This is a genomic window from Arthrobacter sp. OV608, assembly GCA_900110595.1.
Lineage (GTDB): Bacteria > Actinomycetota > Actinomycetes > Actinomycetales > Micrococcaceae > Arthrobacter.
The window spans coordinates 207,241-221,234 of record FOEZ01000002.1 but is presented as its reverse complement, the minus strand read 5'-3'; the positions used below and the strand labels follow the sequence as shown (position 1 = coordinate 221,234).

Sequence of the window (13,994 nt, the reverse complement as noted above, 5' to 3'; positions counted from 1 at the left end):
CGAGGGGAGCAAATGGCGCAAGGACAGGATGACCTGTTAACGCAGTCACTGCTGCTCGATGAGATCGGCCAGTCTGTGATCGGGATGGACAGCAAATGGCGGGTTACTTACTGGAACCGCGCTTCAGAGCGTTTATACGGGTTCGCTGCCTCCGAGGTGCTGGGAAAGACGCCCCTTGATCTGGGTGTCGTCGGTCATTTTCAGACAGCTGGGCCGGGGCCGACGGGTGAGGAAATCGCCGAGCGGGTAGCCCTTGGCAAGGACTGGTCGGGCGAATTCTGGGTGCGGGACCGGGCCGGCAGGGAGTTCCCGGTCCATGGAACCATCAGCCCGATCAGGGGCCGGCATACCGTGCCGGTGGACATCGTGGCCATTTCGAAGGACATTACCGACCGGAAATATACTGAGGCTATGCTGCGCCGGCTCTCAGCGATGGTCGAGTCCTCCGGGGATGCGATTATTGGCGCTGACATGGATGGAAATATCACCAGCTGGAATGCGGGCGCTGTCAGGATGCTCGGCTGGAGCGCGCGGGAAGCAGTCGGGCGAAGGCCTGATCTCTTCACGACCCGGGCGCAAGAGGACGCCGATGAGCGCGTGGCTGAACGGATCCGCAGCGGCGTCTTCGTCCCCGGCCTGGAAGCACGGTGGCGGCGTAAGGACGGGTCATTCATCGATGTGGAACTGACGGTGTCCCCGGTGTACGGGCAGGACGGGAATCTGGCTGGAGCTTCCGGAATCGCCAGGGACATCACCGAAATCAAACGGTTGCGGTCAGAAGCTGCCGCGGAACGCCGCCGGCTGCTGGCAGCCCAGGAGATGGCACATGTGGGCAGCCTGGAGTATTCGGTCGCTACAGGAGCCACGTGGCATTCGGAAGAGTTCGCCCGCATCGTGGGTCTGGGGTCCAAAGATTCTTTGTCACGGGAATGGATGTTGGCGCGGACCCACCCTGAGGATAGGGACCGGGTTCGGCAGGTGTGGCGGAGCTTGTACGCGGGTTCGGGATTCGCGGACATCGAGTATCGAATTGTCAGACCTGATGGAGGGCAGCGGTGGATGCATTCGAGAATTCGAAGCGTGGATGATCCGGAGGGGAAGCCCCTGGAGTTCCTGGACACGGTCCTGGACATTACCGATCGTAAGAAGGCCGAGCAGGTCCTGGAGTGGCAGGCCCGTCATGACGCCCTGACCGGGTTGCCCAACAGGTACCTGATTACCGAGGTACTTCAGGACTTCCTTGACCACGGTTCGCGTCCGGCGGTGATGTTCGTTGACATCGACCGGTTCAAACTGGTCAATGATGGCATAGGCCATAGTGGCGGGGACACGATCCTGATGCTCCTTGGTGAACGTCTGATGAAGGCCGTCAGCGCGGGCGACACCGTGGGTCGCTTCGGGGGTGATGAATTCATCATCGTCTGCGAGAACAAGGGCATGCGCGCCGCTCAGGTCTTGGCAAGGCGCGTGCGGGAATGCATCAGGGCGCCGTTTGAGGTCGAAGAGCGGAAGATTTTCCTCAACGTCAGCGTCGGCATCGCCCTGGCCGGACCCGAGGACACAGCAGAGTCCATGCTCGGCGGTGCGGATACCGCGATGTACCGGGCGAAATCGGCCGGCGGTGATGCGTCCGTGGTCTACCACTCTAGGATGACTCGACGGGCCACCGGGCGGTTGGACCTGGAATCTGACCTGCGGCTGGCCTTGGACCGGGGGGAAATGCGCCTGGACTACCAGCCGATCATCAACCTGGTCACGGAGACCCCGCTCGGGTTCGAGGCGCTCCTGCGTTGGGACCACCCCGACCATGGCATGATACCCCCGGACACGTTCATTCCCGTCGCGGAGGAGACGGGCCTGATCGTTCCGGTTGGCGCCTGGGTCCTTCAGGAAACCCTGCGCCAGGTTCAGCAGTGGCGTGACCAAGTGGAGGGGGCCGCGAATCTCTCGGCGGCGGTGAACATCTCTGGGCGTCAGCTGGTGGCGCAGGATTTCCCGGACATCGTGGAGGCGGCAATCCTGGTCTCCGGCATAGATCCGGCAGCGGTACATCTGGAAGTGACAGAAACGGTTCTCATGGACGAGCCGGACCTGCCCAGGGAAACCCTGCAGCGTCTTGCGCGTCTGGGTGTTGGCCTTTCCATCGATGACTTCGGAACCGGCTACTCGTCGCTGAGTTATCTCAAGTGGCTTTCCGCCCGGACGTTGAAAGTCGACCGGACCTTCATTCAGGAACTCGGAGATGACCCCCACGGGGGCACAGTCATCGAACTCGTCGTGGGTATGGCGAAAAGCCTCAAACTCGACGTCATCGCCGAAGGCGTTGAAACCCTCTCCCAGCTCAATGAACTCCGGCGGATGGGCGTGACCCGGGCCCAGGGTTACCTCTGGAGCAAACCGATTCCCTCAGAACGCGTCCCGGCGTGGTTGAACGGAAGGTTACGGAAACCGGCACAACAGCCGCTGTGACGCCTGATTCTTATCTCATTGAAGAGGAGCAGTTACTGCTTTGACGATCTCCCGGCCGCCCATGGCTGCTCTGCCTGACACGCCCGATACGAGGTTGTTGGCTGACCTTACCAGCCATGCCAGCGATCTTTCGGAGGCCTCCCATGCCCTCGGCTGCGCCCTGAGCGCCGGTGAGGGGTCCGAGTTGTGGATGCCCCTCACCTCACACGCGGTGACCGCCTATGTCCGCCCATTCATTCTCTCCAATGTCCGCAAGCGCATTGATGAAATGCCGGGGGTTCCGCCGATCCCTGCCGCTCTCCAGGCTGTTCACGGCGTCATTAGGAAGTATCGGAACACGACCATCGCGCACTCTCAATCAAATTTGAGCCTTCCGCTTCCCGTGGCATTCCTGGACAGTCAGGGAAAGGGGGTTGATGTGTTGGGTCTGTCGCTCATCCATCCGATGCCGTTGGCCCTGGCCGAGCAGTTCACGGGCCTCATCGCCGTGGTGGAGGGCATGGTTGAGATGGCAACGGAACCAGTTCTTGCCCGCCTGCGTTCCTGGTTGTCGGACCAGACTCCGGAAATTATCAGCGGTTGGGAGTTCCCCGAATTTCTTGACGCTGCAGACTCGGATTTCACGGCTTCACAGCGAAGAAGACGAACACCGCGTTTCACAGCCTATTGGCGAGTTGAGCAGTGGAGTGACGAGAAACTGACCAGCGAGAACCAGGGGTGCTAGTCCTCTACCGTCGCATGGTTTTTCGGAATAGCGGCAGCGTTTGCCGTGCCGGAAATTATCAAAGAGAAGCCCGTCGATGGGGGATCGACGGGCTTCCCAGTAGCACAATAGGACCGCGTAATTTGAATGTCGAATAGACAATCAAATTCAAAACTGCGGCAAAAGGAACTTGAGTTCCAGAGTGCAATTGAAGTTGCCGCCGACTGCTCAACGGACACTCGCCTCCAATCTTTGCTTCTGTACCTCAAGTTTCCATCAAGATGTCCGCATGAAGGCAACAGGGTTGGAATTCACCGGGAGCCCGTGCCGGCAATATTCCTCCCAAGGTATTTCAACTGGAGAACCCTAACGCCCAGGCGCTGATGTCGCCGGGTGTGAAAGTGATGGCAGGTAGTCGGGTCTGGAGTGCTTCCCTCAGCCGAGCTTCAACAAGGAAGTGGGGCATCCCGTCCGTCGTGCCCCGGACGTCACCGATGACTCCTTCAAGGCGGAGCAGAAGCCCATTGAGCATGGTGTTGGCGGCGTCATCAACTGCCTCGTGGTGAAGCTCTTCTTCCATCAGGATTCCCTTCCGGATAAGACAGCAGGCTTGGAGGTAAAGGACTACCCGGATTGCCCGTGAGAACATGGTAGCGGCCGGAGGGCATCTGCCATGGCAGCATTGCCCACGGCCATCTCGTGGCTGTCGTGGGAATAAGGGTGTGTCATTGGATATCGAAGTGGAGGCCTGGCGGGTGGATCCTGCCACCCTTCGTGACGTTGTCCTGAACCGGGCCATGATCGAGAGCAGGCTTGATGACTGCACGGAACTTGAACGTGTGTGGATTCTTTCGATGCTCGGACGCGTTCAGGAAGCCGTGGCGGAAGGTAGGCTGCTGCTGTCTCACTCCCAGGACCGGTTCAGGCCCCTGCTGGTTCTCGCGCATGCCTACCAGCGGCAGTACAGGTGGCATAAAGCCGCCAAGCTGCATGAAGAAGCGTTGCGGATGGCCGGCACAACCATTCGGGAAGCCCTGGTGCGACATCAAATCGGCCGTCGCCTCTTCGATGAAGCCAGATACCGCGACGCCGCTGCCGAATTCGAGTGGGCGCACGATCTCTACCGCACTGCCGGGCGGGCCCGCCCGGCAAAGGCAGCGCATCAAGCAATGCTCCGCGCCCGCCAGCTCGCCCGACAGTACTGACGCAGGCGTGTCTGGGCGTAGGGGGAAGCTGCGGCCAGAGCCTGTCCGTCATCGCCTGTTCTACTGCTAGTTCGGGGAGACCCTGCCTCCCGGCGCGGACTTGCCGGACGTTGGAGGTTTCCTTCCGGACGGGCTGGAGGTACGGCAGGAGCTCCGCAGGCAATTGATCGGCGTTGCGGATCCGTCCGGGAACTGATGTTCATGGGCGGGCTGCAGGTTGAAAACTTTGGGGCACAGTATCTCCAGCACCGGGGATAGAGCTTGTCACAACCTAGACGGGTCAGGCCGGCGCGTCCGGAAGCCGGCGGGCGGCCAGCCGGTAACCGGCGCCTCGGACCGTTTGCAGCCACCGCGGCGATTCGGGATCGTCCCGGAGCTTCCGGCGAAGATTACCGATATGCACCTCGACCGCGCGCTCATCGGAGTCGCTGATATAAGCATCCTCGGGGTAATTGTTCCCCCGGACCGCCCGAATGAGGTCAGCGCGTGAGAGGACGGCACCGGAAGCGCGGAGCAGCTCGTGCAGAAGGTCGAATTCGCTCCGCGTCAACTGCAGCGGCGCCCCTCCCAGCGTGGCGATACGGGTCCTGGGGTTCAACGTCAACCCGTCATGGTCGAGGACCGGGCCGCCGGTAACAGCCAGGGGCGCGGGCGGCAGCGGCTGCGGGTCTTCCTCGGGTTCAACGTTTGTGGTTCTTGGCCTGCGCATCATCGCCGCGACACGTGCCCGCATTTCCCGGGGCCGGAACGGCTTGGTGATGTAATCATCCGCGCCGCCCTGAAGAGCGGCCAGCAGATCAGGTTCCTCGGTCCTTCCCGTTAGCATCACGACATACGCGTTGCTGAACCGGCGAATCCTTCGCAGCACCTCGAAGCCGTCAATATCAGGCAGCCCGACATCCAGGGTCACCACATCGGGCCGCTTGTCCCGCACCACCTCCACACCATGTCGGCCGTCCTCCGCCGTGTGCACGATAAAGCCGGATTGAAGGAAGACCCCCTCCACGAGATTGCGCAGATCCAGGTCATCTTCGATGATTACAGCCACACCCAGGTCGCCCACGGCCCTCCCGTTTCGGTTGACTCCGCACTGGCCCAGCGCCAGCCGGTATACAAGCCCACCCCTAAGGTACAAGGAACAGGCAGAAAAGCTTGATTAAGTCTTGAGGATCCTAACGGCATACTTTGAGCTTGACTGTGTAACCTACTCCTCCTCGCGCTAGGATCAGCGAAAATGGCCTATGAAAGGCGCCTTTCTTGGATTTTGTCCACTATCTGACCGGTCTGCTGGTCTTCCTCGGATCATCACTTGTCCTCGCTTTTACCGCCCACCTAATCCTGATACGGCGGACAACGCGAAAAAATGCTGCCCTCTCAAACCGGGAGCAATAGACGATGCCGTACATCGATATAAACCCTCATCGACAACGACCGAAATGGCTCGGCTACCTCATACTCGCCGTTCTGGCAGTCCTGACCGCAACCGTCATCATCGCTGCCTTCACCGCTAATAGTTGAGCGGCACCACTTCTTAGCAGCGCATGCCCAAAGCGCCTACCTCCAGTCGATATGCGTGGGCGGGGCCGGGACCTCATTGGCCTGAGGTTGTGGGTTCAAAGGGCGTTTCCGTCGCTCTGCTGAAAGGCATGCGGACAGTGACCTTCGAGAATCAAGGGCGCAATGGAAGACGAGGGGGTCCTTCTTCGTGAGCAAGCCAAGCGTAGTGCCCGATGACTTTTAGCTCCGCGAAAACACGCCATTTATCACTAAATCTCACGCAGTAACGCCCTAGTAACGGCCTGTGTGAGCAAATGCGAAATGCCTACCAGGCATGAGGAGCAAGAGTGAACTCGGGCAGGGTTCCGGGACGCCGGCCGGACGCGCAGCGCAGCCGTGGATCGCCCCTGCCTGCAGCAACCCGGCTCAACACTGTCTGGCGGAAGTCGCCTTCAGCTCCCACGACGGGAGTGGATCTCAGCCACTCAATAATTCAGTGGTTTGCCATTATTGCGCCCTTGACCACTGTCGCCACCGCGCTGGCATTTTGGTTCGGCTGGACCATGACGGCTACCCGCACCGCATATTTCGGCATAGATCAAAGTATTCTCGAATACTCCACCGTGGACTATCTGCTGCGAAGCGCCGACGCGATCATCGTGCCTGCGATAACCATTCTTCTCATCAGTGTGGTTTGTATTGGAATTCACGCCCTTACACTCAACATAGTTGGCCGGACCGGCGTACACAGATACATTCTCTTCGGGGCGTGGATAGTCCTCTCCGGCGGCGTTCTTGTCACCACGCTCGGCGTGTGGGTAATGTTTGAGGAACCTCCTTTCGTTACGCCTTTCCTCTTCGAACCGGTTGCCCTGGGCAGCGGCGTTGCGGTCAGCGCCTACGCCTTTTGGGTCCTTCGGAGGCTGGCCACACCAAGCGGCCAAAGGCTCAGATATCTGCCCATGTGGGAGAAACTCGGCTACGTGTGCACTGTGCTGCTGGTGGTTCTGGCGTTGTTCTGGGCCTGCTCGCTCTACGCCGCAGCGCTGGGTACAGGCAGGTCCCGCGAATATGAACGAGAGCTGGCCAAACGCCCCTCCGTGGTTGTTTACAGCGTCCACTCACTGGCTCTGGCGGGCCCGGTCCGGGAGGACAGGATTCCGGACCCGGACGCGAAATATCACTTCAAATACACGGGATTGAAGTTTGTCACCAGGAGCGCTGACAAATTCTTTCTTCTTCCCGAAGGCTGGCGGCGTGAGAGCGGTGTGGCAATCATCCTGGAAGAAAATCCGGAATATCGAGTCGAATTCGTTCCAGGAGGCTAAGAGTTGAGACATCCAGCAATGGAAATGTGCGTTGCATGCCTTCTTGGCGTGGGCGTTCTCACTTCCTGCACAGGTCCATCCGGAGGTGCCCGGAATACCGAGGACTCACAGCCGGTAGTTGAGAACCGGGTGCGGATTGGCGAGGACACCTGGATAGTCCAGACCGCGCAGACCAACCCCGTTGCTGTTGCCGGCACTGTTGAGTCGATCGAAGTCACCAACGGCACTGATTCTGAAGTTAGCGTGCCCGACGTCGGCCTAAACAACACGGCGTTCCGCGTCATTTTCAACGGCTGCACGGGAATCCTGAAGCCAGGTAAAGCGTGCGTGGTGCGCGGGGAATGGACCACCACCCAAGTGCGGGAGGCCAACCTGGAAGTATCCGTGGCCGAACCGGAGGCTCCGGAAGGATCAGTGAGGAAGGGCATTTCAGTCCCGCTCCCAGCGGCCGGGGCCGCCACCGCCGGCAATGCAACCCTGCCACCCACCACAGGTTCCATGTCCGGGCCCGCGCCGTCGCCGTCGACCACCTCTCCGTTCCCGCCGTCGCCGTCGCCGTCGGCAAGTTCAGGGACCGCTACGCCGGCGCCTGTGACCACCACCGTCAGACCCACCACGGGAACGCCTGCAGTTGGGGCACCCCAACGGCAACTTGCTCCAACCCTGAGGTAAAGCTGCTTTCCCCCTATGACACCTTTTTTGACCGGCAGGAGAGAGTGCACTCTCCCTATCGAAGAAGGGGGTAGCAGCTTATTGACAGCACTGTTCGTACTGAGGATGCTCATTCATACCTGCCTCATCCTTTTGACAAATCGGAAATCAGGTTTCCATGGGCACCGTGGGCTGTGGGGAACTAAAACTGGACTTACTTCGGTCCTGGCGGCTCCGCCGGGACGACGAAATTCTCCATGTTGCAACACGCCAGCAACGGCTGATCGCTGCCTTGGCCGTGCATGGACCAGGCATGCGGGGGTATCTGAGCGGCCTGTTGTGGCCGGAGTACCCTGACGCCAGGGCGCTGGAAAGCCTGCGCGTCACGGTGCACCTGATTTCCCGCCAGGTGCCCGGGCTGCTGGTCAACGGCGGAGCAATGCTGTCCCTGGACGAGCGGGTGGACGTTGATGTGCAGCGCATCCGGTCCCAGATCCAGGCCCTGCAGGAAGACCGGCACACCGGGAACGGCGCCTCCTTCTTGCATGAACTGCGCGACGCCGAACTCCTCCCCGGCTGGTACGAGGACTGGGTGGTCTTCGCACAGAACCGCCTGACGGAGGAGCGTTTCCAGGCCCTCGCCCTGCTGGCCCGGAAGTCCCTCGCCGCAGGTGACTGTGAAACGGCAGCGGAAGCTGCCCACGCCACACTGGAAATTGAGCCCCTCTACGAGCGTGCCGTTTCGTGGCTCGTTGCGGCCGAACTGCAGCGCGAAAATCCCGGCGCAGCCCTGCGGGCCTACGAACGGTACCGGGAGCAGCTGGAGAAGGACATGGGTCTCCTGCCCTCCGGATCCCTCACCGCCCTCGTTGCCGACCTCCTTGACCGCCAGGCCCATCCGGTGGCAGACCGCCTGATTGCGGCCGCCGGTTCCCTGCTGGGCGGGCGTCCGGCGCTCAACCCCACCTAGGCAGTAACGCAGCCGTAACGGCTCCCGTGCTGCACTCTCTCCATGGGAAACACCCTTCACGACGGCCGGCTCCCGGTGATCTACGTCCGCGGGTTTGCGGGCACCGGCTCCGCGATCAACAGTGCTGTTGACGACCCCTTCTACGGATTCAGCCAAGGCTCGGTCCATGTCCGTGCCGATGGCGGCGGACGGGCAAAATTCCACCAGTTCGAGTCGCCCATGCTGCGCCTGGTGGCAGACCACCACTACGAGGTGCCGGTCCACGGGGACCAATGGGCCTTCCTGAACAGCGCGGACGCCAAGTCCGTGAATCCGGCCTCGATCTGGATCCACCGCTTCTACGACGACGCGGCGGACACCTTCGATGAGGAGGCCGAAAACTTCACGTTCGAGGAAGCGGCAAAGGACCTGTTCGGCATGATCAAACTGGTGCTGGAGAAAACCGGTGCCCCGAAGGTCTTCCTGGTGGCGCACTCCATGGGCGGACTCATCTGCCGCTCACTCCTGCAGCGCGTCATCCCCGAAAGCGTGGCCGGCGACGACGGCGGGATCGACCCTGCCGCAGGCGCCAGATACGTTGCCAGGGTGTTTACGTACGCCACTCCGCATGGCGGCATCCGGTTCGCCGTCGGCCTGGGCCTGTTCGAGAAACTCCGGGACGCCACACGCTTCCAGGGGGCAGACATCTTCGGCCCTGACCGCATGTATGAATACCTCACGCCACCCGCGCTCCGGCGGATCCAGACGCGTGAGAGCTTCCATGCCACCGAGATGCCCGACGACGGGTTCCCCGTGGACGAACTCTTCTGCCTGGTGGGGTCCAACCCGGAGGACTACGACGTCGCCATGGGCCTCTCCTCCAAAGCCGTGGGTGCCCGCAGCGACGGGCTGGTCCAGATCGACAACGCCGCCGTCAAAGGCGCGGTGGTGGCGGTGGTGCACCGGAGCCACAGCGGACGCTACGGGATCGTCAATTCAGAAGAGGGCTACCAGAACCTCCAGCGCTTCCTTTTCGGCGACCTCAAAGTTGAGGTGGAGCTGGTTGGCTTCACCGTGGGCAGGGCCGACCCGCCGGAAGTCGAGTACCAACTCGACGTGGGCCTGGCCATCCGGGGGCTGCCCGTCCTGGTCCACGAACAAAGTGCTGCCCACTTCTGCCCGGTCCAGATCGAGCACTGGAAGGAAGGGGACCCCATCGACTCACCGGTCCCGCTTTTGACCACGTTCCTTTCGTCCGCGGCCCCTCGCCCGCGCGTGGACGGAAGGGAAGTACCCCGCCTGCGCCAGGCGCTCAAGCTGACGCTGATGTCCATCATCGAAAAGGACGGGCATTTCTTCTTTGCCGACCACCTGGAGCAGACCGAGGACTGGCAGGACACACTGCTGGTGGACATCGAACCGCCGTCTGAGGCCCGGCCCTTGCCCAAAGCCTGGGCAGCGTGGAACAGCACCATTCCTGGCGCCCTGCGCAACTGGGACGCCGGCGATGCGGACCAGCTGAAGGACACCGACCCCACCCCGAACCGCTGGCAGGGATTCATTCCCGTTCCCGCCATGTCCAGGAGCCTCCTCGGACAAAAAGCCGGCCTCCGCCTGACAGTGACCCCCAGGACACTGGTCCTCTAAAACCATCCATCCCCCCGCTCAAAGGAGACTTGAAATGATTGACCCCAATTCCTTCCCAGCGTCCGAGAGCGCGTCCGGGTCCGTGCCGGAGGCGGACTATTCCGGTGCCGAGACTACCGGCCGGTTCATCGTGGTCTTTGCCCGGGAAGAGGGCAGCGCGTCCTCGGTGCTGGAATCGGCAGGACTGGCCAACGTGGCGGACTCGCGTGACTTCAAGGACCGCGAAGTGGATGTGTCCGAAACCAGCGGCGCGGACGCCACATTCTTCAGTTCCCTGGGCATCGCGGTGGTTTCGGCGGCGCCGGAGCAGATCGGCGCGCTGCAGACCACCGAAGCGGTGCAGGGTGCCGTATTGTCCGTATCGCCGGAACTGATCCACCACGTCCTCCCGGCAGGTCCCACCGAATACGTCAGGGGCTACCGCGACGCTGTCCTGGACCTGGACGCCCGCCTCAACGGCGGAAACGGTCAGGGCGCGGCAGTGGCGGCACCCCCAACGGTGCCCATCTTCCAGGACACGGCCCAGTTCACGTGGGGGCTGCAGGCGGTCCAGGCCCACTCATCCCAGTATTCCGGGCGCGGGGTCAAGGTGGCCGTCCTGGACACCGGCTTCGACTCAACCCACCCGGACTTCGCCGGACGCAACATCACCACCCGTTCCTTCATCCAAGGGGAACCCGCCACGGACGGCCACGGGCACGGCACGCACTGCATCGGCACATCCTGCGGCGCCAAGTCCCCGTCCACGGGGCCGCGCTACGGCGTGGCCTACGAAGCGGAAATTTTCGCCGGCAAGGTGCTCAGCAACGCCGGGTCAGGCAGCGACGCCGGGATCCTCGCCGGCATCGACTGGGCGGTGACCAGCGGCTGCGCCATCATTTCCATGTCCCTCGGGGCAGACGTGCCACAGGTCCATCCGCCCTATGTGGCGGCAGGCGAACGGGCATTGGACGCCGGGACGCTGATCATCGCCGCCGCCGGAAACAACGCCAAGCGGCTCCAGGGCAACTTCGGTTTTGTGGGCACCCCGGCCAACAGCCCCTTCATCATGGCCGTGGGCGCTTTGGACCATCAGCTGGACGTTGCCTTCTTCTCCGCACGCAGCCTCCCGGTGCGGGGCGGGCAGGTTGACGTTGCCGGCCCGGGCTGGCAGGTCTACTCGTCCTGGCCCATGCCTACCCGGTACCGGAGCATCAGCGGCACCAGCATGGCAACCCCCCACGTTGCGGGAGTTGCCGCCCTCTGGGCACAGGCCACCGGTTATCGGGGAAGGGAACTCTGGTCCTCGCTGGTCCAGGAATGCGACCGGCTGATGGCACCGTCCGTGGACGTTGGCTCCGGCCTGGTCATCGCCCCGCTGTGAGCACCGCTCTAAACACCGCGATGAGGATAATCTGAAGCATGGTCAACATCAACATCACGGTGGACCCGGAGCACGTGTCCGCCATCGCCGATGTCGCGGACGCCCTGCGCGCCCGCGGCATGCAAGTGGAGCAGGTGCTGCAGATGGGCTTCATCACCGGGTCCGCTGAGGATGACAGCCTGCCCGCCCTGAAGTCCGTGCACGGCGTGCAGTCCGTGGACGAGGACCTGGGATACCGGCTCCCGCCGCCAGAGGCAGACATCCAGTAGGCGAACGGCCTACCCTCGGGTGCTCACCACTGGACGGCTCACCACAGGATGTCAGACGGATCCTCCAGCGGCCGCCGGTCACCCACCGATTCCGGGACCACAAGCGTGTCAGCCTGCCGCAGCGTGTCCGCGAACTGCAGGCTGGTCCGTTCCTCGATTTCGGTCACGGCAACCTGGAAAACCCGGAATTCGTCGAGTTCGAGCGCTTCCACCTGGATGAGGTTCTGGGTCAGGAGGAAGGCCCTGCTCTTGAGCTGTCCCTGCTCCACGAACGCGATGATCTTCCAGTACTCGCGCGGCAGGCGGGTACCCCGGTAAGCGCGGTCATCGTCCTGGAGGACCGGCCCGCCGAACACACTGACTTTCAGGTCGTCGACGTCGACGTCCGCGAACACCGCGTCCTCAATCTTTCCCCAGACCCCGTTCTTGCTGCTTTGGTTGAAATCGTCCATCTGCGGGGTGATGTTGGTGAAGTAGAACGAGTCCTTGTTGGCCCGGGCGGCCTCCTCCAGAGGTCCCCAGACCAGATCGGCGCGGCGGGCGATGTGCCCACGGTCCAGCCGGTTGCCGCTGTACAGCTCGTCACCGGTCTGGACGTCGGCCGGGACGCGGGGGTCCTTGACGAAATTGATGCCGGCCCGGCTGAGTTTTACCAAGCCGGCGCCGTCGATGTTCCACGCCACCCAGCGGGCAAACCGCCGGGACTTACTCATCGAGAGTGAAAAGTGGGTGTACGGGATGACCTCCGAGCCCGCGAGCTGGACAGCGTCACTGTCCAGGCCGGCGGCAAGGGTGGGCAGGCCGATGTGGGGGCCCAGGAAATCGCTGCCGAACCCTTCGGGGACATCCTCGGTATCCTCAGGAGCTGCTGCCGGCGGACGGAGGGTGATCTCCAGCTTTTCGAACACGGACTGGGGCAGGCAGGCCAGGGCGTGCTCGTCAGGGCTGTCGCCCGATTCCCCGCCGAAATGCAGGCCCGCCAGAACGGTGGTGAGCCCGCCGTCGGGGGTCTTGAAAATCCAGGCGGACCCCGAATCTCCGCCGCGGCTGATTTCCCCGTCCGCCGGGGGATTGTCCGGGTCCGGGCCGATTTCGAAGCCGCCGATGGCGTGCGTTCCCGCGGACCCGTAACTCAGTTTTGCGATCACATCCACCCGGCGCACCTTGCCATGGGTCACCCCCGTGGTCCGGCCGCTTTTGACCACCTTGTCCCCGATTTCGGGTTCCCCGAGCTGGTCCGGGGTCACGTCCAACGACTGGATCGCCGTAGTGAATCCGCGGTCCTCGATGGTTGCCACAGCGCAGTCTCCGGCGACGCCCAGGTGGGAGCGCACCAGCTTGCCGAGCCCGTTGGCGTCCACCCGGTTGTCGTCGTGCGGGCCCGGCTGGACCACCGCGTCGCCAAGGGCGCCGGACTCGCCGTGCAGCACATGCCAGTTGCTGAGGATCATGGGTGTGCCCTCGTGCCTGTCGTACACGATGCAGCCGATGGTGCCGGCGCTGGACCGGAAGTGGCCCACACTGACCCCCGGCCGGATGGGATCGAGCCGGACTTTGGTGGCCGGCGGCTCCACCTCGGCGACCGCCCGGAACGAGGGACGGTAGTTCCGCTCAATAACATCAGTGGGCACGGCAACCCCGTCCACCACGATTGCTTCCGGTATGGGGGTGGTGTTGAGGGCCTCCAGGGCTTCCGGCGCAGCCTTCTCACCCACCGTGAACTGGAGGGCAATCTCGCCTGTTTGCTTGCCGTCAACCACTTTGTGGCCCACACCGATCGAGGTGATGTTGGGGTCCTCGAGGTAGGCGGCGCCTCTGGTCCTGATGAACTGCCGCAGCGAGGCCAGCAACTGCTCTTCGTCAGGTGTTGCTTCCGGGGAGGGGCGGTCGGTGGTGTTCATGCCATGTCCATT

At 62.6% G+C, this 13,994-nt stretch carries 12 protein-coding genes; 9 read left to right on the top strand and 3 right to left on the bottom strand.

Going from position 1 to position 13,994, the window contains the following annotated elements; all coding sequences use genetic code 11:
- Window positions 1–12: 12 nt before the first annotated feature.
- Complete coding sequence (locus BMX78_RS03795) at window positions 13–2,469, top strand: sensor domain-containing protein (RefSeq protein ID WP_091417084.1); 2,457 nt, start codon at window positions 13–15, stop codon at window positions 2,467–2,469.
- A gap of 40 nt (window positions 2,470–2,509) precedes the next feature.
- Entirely contained in the window at window positions 2,510–3,193 is a 684-nt protein-coding gene (locus tag BMX78_RS03790) for a hypothetical protein (RefSeq protein WP_139204868.1), read from the top strand.
- Window positions 3,194–3,524: 331 nt separating this feature from the next.
- On the opposite strand, the gene BMX78_RS03785 is transcribed toward BMX78_RS03790, so the two are convergent.
- Window positions 3,525–3,752 carry a hypothetical protein gene (locus BMX78_RS03785; protein ID WP_139204867.1) on the bottom strand — a complete coding sequence of 76 codons (228 nt, stop codon included), beginning with the start codon at window positions 3,750–3,752 and terminating at the stop codon, window positions 3,525–3,527.
- A 148-nt stretch (window positions 3,753–3,900) separates the two neighbouring features.
- On the opposite strand from BMX78_RS03785, the gene BMX78_RS03780 reads away from it, so the two are divergent.
- Window positions 3,901–4,377 (top strand): hypothetical protein, encoded by a 477-nt coding sequence (locus BMX78_RS03780; protein WP_139204866.1) that lies wholly within the window; start codon window positions 3,901–3,903, stop codon window positions 4,375–4,377.
- 280 nt (window positions 4,378–4,657) lie between these two features.
- Here BMX78_RS03780 and BMX78_RS03775 read toward each other — a convergent pair whose 3' ends face one another.
- Window positions 4,658–5,440, bottom strand: coding sequence for a response regulator transcription factor (locus BMX78_RS03775; RefSeq protein ID WP_091416577.1), 783 nt, complete (start codon window positions 5,438–5,440; stop codon window positions 4,658–4,660).
- A 952-nt stretch (window positions 5,441–6,392) separates the two neighbouring features.
- On the opposite strand from BMX78_RS03775, the gene BMX78_RS03770 reads away from it, so the two are divergent.
- From BMX78_RS03770 to BMX78_RS03745, 6 genes are all read left to right on the top strand, one after another.
- On the top strand, window positions 6,393–7,202 hold the full coding sequence (locus tag BMX78_RS03770; protein ID WP_139204865.1) for a hypothetical protein: 810 nt from the start codon (window positions 6,393–6,395) through the stop codon (window positions 7,200–7,202).
- A gap of 48 nt (window positions 7,203–7,250) precedes the next feature.
- Window positions 7,251–7,874: a hypothetical protein gene (locus tag BMX78_RS03765; RefSeq protein ID WP_091416573.1), complete on the top strand. Its 624-nt coding sequence runs from the start codon at window positions 7,251–7,253 to the stop codon at window positions 7,872–7,874.
- A 292-nt stretch (window positions 7,875–8,166) separates the two neighbouring features.
- Window positions 8,167–8,823, top strand: a complete 657-nt coding sequence (locus BMX78_RS03760) for an AfsR/SARP family transcriptional regulator (RefSeq protein WP_286138765.1) — start codon at window positions 8,167–8,169, stop codon at window positions 8,821–8,823.
- Between the two features lie 42 nt (window positions 8,824–8,865).
- Window positions 8,866–10,449, top strand: coding sequence for an alpha/beta hydrolase (locus BMX78_RS03755; protein WP_091416568.1), 1,584 nt, complete (start codon window positions 8,866–8,868; stop codon window positions 10,447–10,449).
- A gap of 34 nt (window positions 10,450–10,483) precedes the next feature.
- Window positions 10,484–11,812 carry a S8 family serine peptidase gene (locus BMX78_RS03750; protein ID WP_091416565.1) on the top strand — a complete coding sequence of 443 codons (1,329 nt, stop codon included), beginning with the start codon at window positions 10,484–10,486 and terminating at the stop codon, window positions 11,810–11,812.
- Window positions 11,813–11,850: 38 nt separating this feature from the next.
- Window positions 11,851–12,081 (top strand): hypothetical protein, encoded by a 231-nt coding sequence (locus BMX78_RS03745; protein ID WP_091416562.1) that lies wholly within the window; start codon window positions 11,851–11,853, stop codon window positions 12,079–12,081.
- A 38-nt stretch (window positions 12,082–12,119) separates the two neighbouring features.
- On the opposite strand, the gene BMX78_RS03740 is transcribed toward BMX78_RS03745, so the two are convergent.
- Window positions 12,120–13,982 (bottom strand): DNA/RNA non-specific endonuclease, encoded by a 1,863-nt coding sequence (locus BMX78_RS03740; protein WP_091416560.1) that lies wholly within the window; start codon window positions 13,980–13,982, stop codon window positions 12,120–12,122.
- Window positions 13,983–13,994 lie beyond the last annotated feature (12 nt).

Coding starts and splice junctions, on each gene's coding strand:
- BMX78_RS03785 (WP_139204867.1), bottom strand. CDS start 3,752: ATGGAAGAAGAGCTTCACCACGAGGCAGTTGATGACGCCGCCAACACC.
- BMX78_RS03755 (WP_091416568.1), top strand. CDS start 8,866: ATGGGAAACACCCTTCACGACGGCCGGCTCCCGGTGATCTACGTCCGC.
- BMX78_RS03795 (WP_091417084.1), top strand. CDS start 13: ATGGCGCAAGGACAGGATGACCTGTTAACGCAGTCACTGCTGCTCGAT.
- BMX78_RS03740 (WP_091416560.1), bottom strand. CDS start 13,982: ATGAACACCACCGACCGCCCCTCCCCGGAAGCAACACCTGACGAAGAG.
- BMX78_RS03750 (WP_091416565.1), top strand. CDS start 10,484: ATGATTGACCCCAATTCCTTCCCAGCGTCCGAGAGCGCGTCCGGGTCC.
- BMX78_RS03745 (WP_091416562.1), top strand. CDS start 11,851: ATGGTCAACATCAACATCACGGTGGACCCGGAGCACGTGTCCGCCATC.
- BMX78_RS03760 (WP_286138765.1), top strand. CDS start 8,167: ATGCGGGGGTATCTGAGCGGCCTGTTGTGGCCGGAGTACCCTGACGCC.